7 protein-coding genes are annotated in these 6399 nt (G+C 26.9%); all 7 read left to right on the top strand.

Annotated elements, in window-relative coordinates; genetic code table 11:
- The coding region (locus KJQ99_RS08275; protein ID WP_502756519.1) for a capsular polysaccharide export protein, LipB/KpsS family at positions 1-649 on the top strand (649 nt) is incomplete at its 5' end.
- The gene (kpsM, locus tag KJQ99_RS08270) at positions 650-1411 is read left to right on the top strand and encodes a capsule polysaccharide transporter KpsM (RefSeq protein WP_214150518.1); all 762 of its coding nucleotides are present in this window, start codon (positions 650-652) and stop codon (positions 1409-1411) included. It abuts the gene before it with no gap.
- Positions 1408-2070 (top strand): ABC transporter ATP-binding protein, encoded by a 663-nt coding sequence (locus KJQ99_RS08265; protein WP_214150517.1) that lies wholly within the window; start codon positions 1408-1410, stop codon positions 2068-2070. Before kpsM ends, KJQ99_RS08265 begins: the two co-directional genes overlap by 4 nt.
- Complete coding sequence (locus tag KJQ99_RS08260) at positions 2070-3158, top strand: KpsE/RkpR family capsule polysaccharide export protein (protein WP_214150516.1); 1089 nt, start codon at positions 2070-2072, stop codon at positions 3156-3158. Before KJQ99_RS08265 ends, KJQ99_RS08260 begins: the two co-directional genes overlap by 1 nt.
- Positions 3158-4771: a polysaccharide biosynthesis/export family protein gene (locus KJQ99_RS08255; RefSeq protein ID WP_214150515.1), complete on the top strand. Its 1614-nt coding sequence runs from the start codon at positions 3158-3160 to the stop codon at positions 4769-4771. The genes KJQ99_RS08260 and KJQ99_RS08255 overlap by 1 nt, the downstream gene beginning before the upstream one ends.
- 19 nt (positions 4772-4790) lie before the next feature.
- Positions 4791-5357: an adenylate kinase gene (locus KJQ99_RS08250; protein ID WP_214120548.1), complete on the top strand. Its 567-nt coding sequence runs from the start codon at positions 4791-4793 to the stop codon at positions 5355-5357.
- Positions 5358-5372: 15 nt separating this feature from the next.
- Positions 5373-5888: an inorganic diphosphatase gene (gene ppa / locus KJQ99_RS08245; protein WP_214150514.1), complete on the top strand. Its 516-nt coding sequence runs from the start codon at positions 5373-5375 to the stop codon at positions 5886-5888.
- The last annotated feature ends 511 nt before the right edge of the window (positions 5889-6399 follow it).

The raw sequence follows: 6399 nt of genomic DNA, 5'->3' as shown, positions 1-6399 counted from the left end.
CTATCATAGACCACTAAATATAATGGAGCTTTTTAGATGGTTTAGACATTTTTATAGAAAGGCTAAATATTCAATTTTAGAAAAAAATGTAGATAATCTAGCTAAAAAATATTCCAAAAAATATTTCTTAGCAGTTCTTCAAGTGCATAACGATAGCCAAATAAAAAAGCATTTTAAAGACAAAGGTATGAAAAAATTCATAGTTAAAACCATAAAATCATTTGCTAAAAATAGAGCGAATAATAATGTTTTGATATTTAAACACCACCCATTAGATATTGCATATACTGATTATTCAAATATTATAAATGAACTTACCAAAAGACTTGGTATAAATGATAAGGTGTTTTATATTCATCGTGGAAATATCCCAAATCTTTTAAAAAATGCTAAAGGCTGTATATGTATAAATAGCACGGTGGGAATGCAAGCACTTTATCATAATTGCCCTACTATAGTATTGGGTAATGCAATTTATAATATAGATGGTTTAGTCTATAAAAATGACCTTGATAGCTTTTGGCAAAATGCTCATAATTTCGTAAGCGATTATGATTTATACTTGAAATTCCAAGGGTATTTATTAAAAAACAATCAATATAATGCAAATTTTTACTTAAATTTCAAAGAATTTGAAATAGGAAATTAAATGTGGCATATAATAAACGCGCTTATTTTAAGAGAGCTTAAAACTAGATTTGGTAAAAACCCAACTTTAGGTTATGTATGGGTTATACTTGAACCTATGATGCATGTTTTGTTTATGCTAGTAATTTTTACTTTAATTAGAAATAGATTATTACCACAAGTTCCTTTTAGCTTATTTTTAATAACAGGTATGGTTCCGTTTTTTATGTTTAGAAATATTGTTAATTTTATAATGAATGGAATTGAAGCTAATAAAAGTTTATTTACTTATAAACCCGTTCGCCCTATTCATGTATTTTTAGCTAGAGCCTTACTAGAAGGTATTTTATATTTTATTATTTTTTGTATTTTAATGATTACAACGGGATTTTTTATAAACTATAATATTATCCCATTTAATATTGTTTATAGTCTTTTAATGTTTATTTGGCTAGTTATTATTGCATTTGCTTTAGGGCTTTTACTAGCTGTTGTTTTTTATGGTAGAGATGTTATAAAAAATATTATAGGTTATGCACTTACTATGATGTATTTTGGTTCTGCTATTATGTTTCCTTTATGGATAGTCCCAAACCAAATGATAGATATTCTAGCTTATAACCCAATCTTGCATATAATTGAACTTTTTAAAGAAAATTATTTTGAAACCTACCCTATAGTAACTCAAATTAATATTGAATACCCTTTAATTTGCACTTTAGTTTTATTATTTTTTAGTCTTGGCTTATATTATAAAAAAAGAGTGGAGCTTGGCACTGCATGATTAGACTTGAAAATATCACAAAATACTTTGTATTAAACAATAAAAAAAAGCATTATATTTTTAAGGATTTAAATTTTACTTTTCCTGATAATTGTTCAATCGGTCTAATGGGAAAAAATGGTGCAGGAAAATCTACAATGCTAAGAATTTTAGGTGGACTTGATATTCCTAATCGTGGTAAAGTAATAATTGATAAGAGTATTTCTTGGCCTGTTGGATTTGCAGGTGGATTTCAAGGAAGCTTGAGTGCTAGAGATAATATCAAATTCATAGCTAGAATCTACGGATATAGTGGAGAAGCTTTAAAAGAAAAAATAGAATATGTAAAAGAATTTGCTGAACTTGGAGATTATTTTGATGAGCCTATTAGAAGCTATTCATCAGGTATGAGAAGTAGAATTTCATTTGGTCTTAGTATGGCTTTTGATTTTGATTATTATCTAATAGATGAAGCAGGAGCAGTTGGCGATCCATCTTTTAGAGAAAAAAGTAGAAAAGTATATGAGGAAAAATTATCAAAATCAAAGGTAATTATGGTTTCACACGATATTAACGAAATAAAAACTTGGTGTGATAAAATAGTTTTTTTAGACAATGGAATAGCCGCAATCTATGATGATATAGATGAAGGAATTAATAAATATAAAGAAAGTTGCTAATGAAAAAAAAGATTATAAAATTTATAACAAGCTTTAAAATTATCATAGTTTTAAGCTTAATTTCACTGATTTATTTTGCTTTTATAGCAAGTTCAAGATATGAAAGCACAGCAATAATTGGAGTAAAATCTACAAGCACTACTACAGATACATCTAGCCTAATACCAATAATAGGACTTACAAGTTCATCTAAAGAAGATTTAATGTATCTTAAAGAATATATAAACTCATACGATATGCTAGCAATTTTGCAAAAAGATATAAATATCAAGGCTATGTATGAAGGAAAAATTGATTATGAATTATTTTTGAAAAATCTTGATGTAAAAGAAGATTTTTTAAAATATTATCAAAGTAGAATAAAGGTAGTTTATGATGATATTACCGGACTTTTAAGTATTAAAATTAACGCATTTTCTCCAGAAGATTCTAAAAAAATAGCCGATACGATACTTAAGGAAAGTGAAAATTTCATAAACGAAATATCACATAAAATCGCAAGAGAACAAATGAGTTTTGCAAAAGAAGAATTAGAAAAAGCTAGTTTAGAGCTAAGTAAAGCCCAAGATGAAATAAATAAATTTCAAAATACAAATTCTATGCTAGACCCTGTAAGTCAAGCAAAAACCCAATCAGCTATAAAAACACAAATAGAAGAAAAAATAATAGCAAAAGAAGTAGAACTTGCCACATTAAATAGTTACTTAAACTCAAATACTCCGCAAGTAAAAGCATTAAAATCAGAATTAGAAGCACTAAAATCTCAATTAAAAAAAGAAGCTAATAAATTAACTTCAAAAGATAAAAATGACAAATTAAATTATTTAGCAATTGATTTTAGCAATCTTAGTTTTAAATTAAAATTCGCTGAAGATGCTTATAAATTAGCCCTAGCATCTTATGAAAAATCAAGACTAGAAGCTAATAAAAAGTTAAAACAAGTTATTATAATTTCTTCGCCGGTTTTATCAGAAATTGCAATATATCCAAATGTAATTTATGATGTATTCTCAGTATTTTTTATATTAACATTAGTTTTTGGAATTATTAAATTTACATATTCAATAATAGAGGAGCATAGATATTAATGAAAAAAATATTTTATATATTAGTATTTTCAATATTAGCATTTGCAGTTGATGTAGCAAATATAGCAGTAAATAATACTCAAGAAGAAATATCACAACAAGTGAATAATAAAACATTTGGAGCACACCTATTCTCAGGTAATTTTAAGCAATTTAGCAAACATATTTATAATCCAGATTATAAAATCGCAATAGGAGATATAATAAATATTAAGCTTTGGGGTGCAGTAGAATTACAACAAAAATCAAGCGTTGATTCTCAAGGAAATATATTTATTCCACAAGTTGGAGTTATTCATTTGTTAGGAGTTAGCAATAAAGATTTAGTAAATATTATTCAAAATAAAGTAAGAAATACTTATAAATCAAATGTATATTCATACGCAGATATGGATACTTACCAAAATATTTCAGTATTTGTTACGGGAAATGTAAATAAACCAGGGCTTTATGAAGGGCTTAGCTCGGATTCTTTAATTCAATACATTGATAAAGCAGGTGGAATAAATCTTGAATATGGAAGCTTTAGAAATATTCAAATTCTAAGAAATAATCAACTAATCAAACAAATAGACTTGTATGATTTTTTATTAAATGGCAAATTAGATTATTCTATGTTTAAAAATGGTGATGTAATTTTAGTAAAACAAATCAATGGCTATGCAAGTGCTAGTGGTGATGTATTAAAGCCTTATAGATTTGAATTAGGAGAGAATTTAAAAACATTAAATGATTTAGCTATTTTATCTAATGCAAAACCAACTGCAACAAATGCAATCATAAAAAGTTATGATGAAAATAACAAACTCCGTATAAATGCTTATAAAAAAAGTGAATTTGAAAATGTATATATTAATAATGCCGATGAAGTGGAATTTAGACCAGATTACACAGCAGATAAAATAAACATAAAAATTGAAGGCGAACACAATAGCTTACATTCATTAGTTTTAGATAAAGGAACTACATTACAAGAAGCTCTTAGTTTATTAAATATGAATGATTTATCTAATAAACAAGCAGTGCAAGTGTATAGAAAAAGCGTAGCAGCTCTTCAAAAAAAATTAATTGAAGCCCAACTAAAAGAGTTAGAAACCTTAGCGCTAACCACAACTTCAGCTACTTCAGAAGAAGCAAAAATTAGAGATAATTGGGGAACTAATATTTTAAAGTTTATTGAAAGAGCTAGAGCAATTGAGCCTAAAGGGCAAATCGTAATTGATGATGAAAAATTATATTCTTCAATTGTTCTTGAAAATGATGATATTATTAATATACCTAGCAAAAATAATTTAGTTGTAATTCAAGGAGAAGTTGCTCTTCCTGGTGCATTTATTCATCAAGATAGATTAAAAATAAAAGATTATATTAAAATGGCTGGGGATTTAAATACTAGAGCTGATAAAAAAAGAATTTTATTAATACACGCTAATGGAAAAGCAGATAAAATAAGCTTAGGAACTTTTAGCAGTGATAAAAATGCTAAAGTCTATGAAGGAGATTCAGTATTAGTATTACCTAAAATTGAAACTTACAACCTTCAAGTAACCGGTGTAATAACTCAGATTTTATACCAAATTGCAGTAGCAACTAAAGTAATTTTAGATATTTAATTTTATGAAAGGAAACACTATGAAAAAATTATTTTTAATTATAGGAGCACCTGGTAGCGGTAAAACTACTGATGCTAGCATAATTGCTAAAAACGAAAACTACACACACTATTCAACAGGCGATTTATTAAGAGCTGAAGTTGCAAGTGGAAGCGAATTAGGAAAACAAATAAATGAGCTTATCTCAAAAGGAAATCTAGTGCCTTTACAAATAGTTGTAAATACAATTATGAGCGCACTTAAAAAAGCTCCAAGTGATGTTATATTAATAGATGGTTACCCAAGAAGCGTTGAACAAATGCACGCACTTGATAGCGAATTAGCTAAATCAAACGAAGTAAATCTTAGTGCTGTTATTGAAGTATTTGTAAGCGAACAAGTAGCAAAAGATAGAGTTTTAGGTCGTGCTAGGGGTGCTGATGATAATGAAGAAGTATTTAATAATCGTATGAAAGTATATACCGAGCCTTTAGCTGATATTTTAAATTTTTATAAAGCAAAAAATCTACATATACAAATCAACGGCGAACGCACAATTGAAGAAATTGTTGCAAATATGAGTGAAGAAATTAAGAAAAAAATCTAATCAAGGAGAAAAAAAATGGATATTACAAAAATTAAAAGTGGAAATGCAGAGAAATTAAATGCAGTTATAGAAATTCCTTATGGCTCAAATATTAAATATGAGCTAGATAAAGATAGTGGGGCAATCATGGTTGATAGAGTTATGTATTCGGCTATGTTTTACCCAGCAAATTATGGTTTCGTGCCAAATACACTTGCAGCTGATGGTGATCCTGTTGATGTGCTTGTATTAAATGAATACCCAGTTCAAGCAGGTGCTGTTATTCCTTGCCGTTTAATTGGTGTTTTAATTATGGAAGATGAAAGCGGTATGGATGAAAAATTACTTGCAGTTCCTGTTAGCAAGATTGACCCAAGCTATGATAATATCAAATCTTTAGAGGACCTAGCACCGCACACACTTGCAAAAATCAAAAACTTTTTTGAAACATACAAAGCATTAGAAAAAGGTAAATGGGTAAAAGTTCAAGATTTTAAAGGCATAGCTGAAGCTACAAAAATACTTGAAGAATCAATCAAAAACTATAAATAATGTTAGCAGTCTTTAAAGACTGCTTTTAGATTAATTTTATCAAACATTCTTATTTCTTATAAAAATTACAAATTATAATAATCTAATTTAAAATATACGAAATCTCATTGATAACACATAAGCAAAAATATTATTATGCTTAATTTTGTAAGTGAATACTGATTTTGTTGCTAGTATTATTTACAAATGCGTATATTTTAAATCATTTAGTATCTTATTAGTTTCTTTATAAAATTATTCATTTTAATTTTAATACTCATTAAAAATCATATAATTTAACTATACTTTAAGTTATAATTAAAGGTGTTTTTAGAATTTGATTTGTTTTAGAAATTAACTTAAAACTGCGTTGTATTAGAATTTCAAGGAATTTTATAAAGTATATTTTTTTTAACTTTATTTTAACACTAGCTAAAACCTTAAAGCATATTCAAAATCATAAAAATACTCAATTATAGGAGTTATATTATATATTTTGTAAAGTTTCATAAAAAATATATATGTTATAAGT

Source organism: Campylobacter sp. 2018MI13, from assembly GCF_018501135.1.
In the GTDB taxonomy this organism is placed as follows: domain Bacteria; phylum Campylobacterota; class Campylobacteria; order Campylobacterales; family Campylobacteraceae; genus Campylobacter_E.
This window is presented reverse-complemented; position numbering and strand designations above follow the sequence as displayed.

Bases quoted from the DNA above. Each gene is read 5' to 3' on its own strand.
- kpsM (WP_214150518.1), top strand. From the start codon at position 650: ATGTGGCATATAATAAACGCGCTTATTTTAAGAGAGCTTAAAACTAGA.
- KJQ99_RS08265 (WP_214150517.1), top strand. From the start codon at position 1,408: ATGATTAGACTTGAAAATATCACAAAATACTTTGTATTAAACAATAAA.
- KJQ99_RS08260 (WP_214150516.1), top strand. From the start codon at position 2,070: ATGAAAAAAAAGATTATAAAATTTATAACAAGCTTTAAAATTATCATA.
- KJQ99_RS08255 (WP_214150515.1), top strand. From the start codon at position 3,158: ATGAAAAAAATATTTTATATATTAGTATTTTCAATATTAGCATTTGCA.
- KJQ99_RS08250 (WP_214120548.1), top strand. From the start codon at position 4,791: ATGAAAAAATTATTTTTAATTATAGGAGCACCTGGTAGCGGTAAAACT.
- ppa (WP_214150514.1), top strand. From the start codon at position 5,373: ATGGATATTACAAAAATTAAAAGTGGAAATGCAGAGAAATTAAATGCA.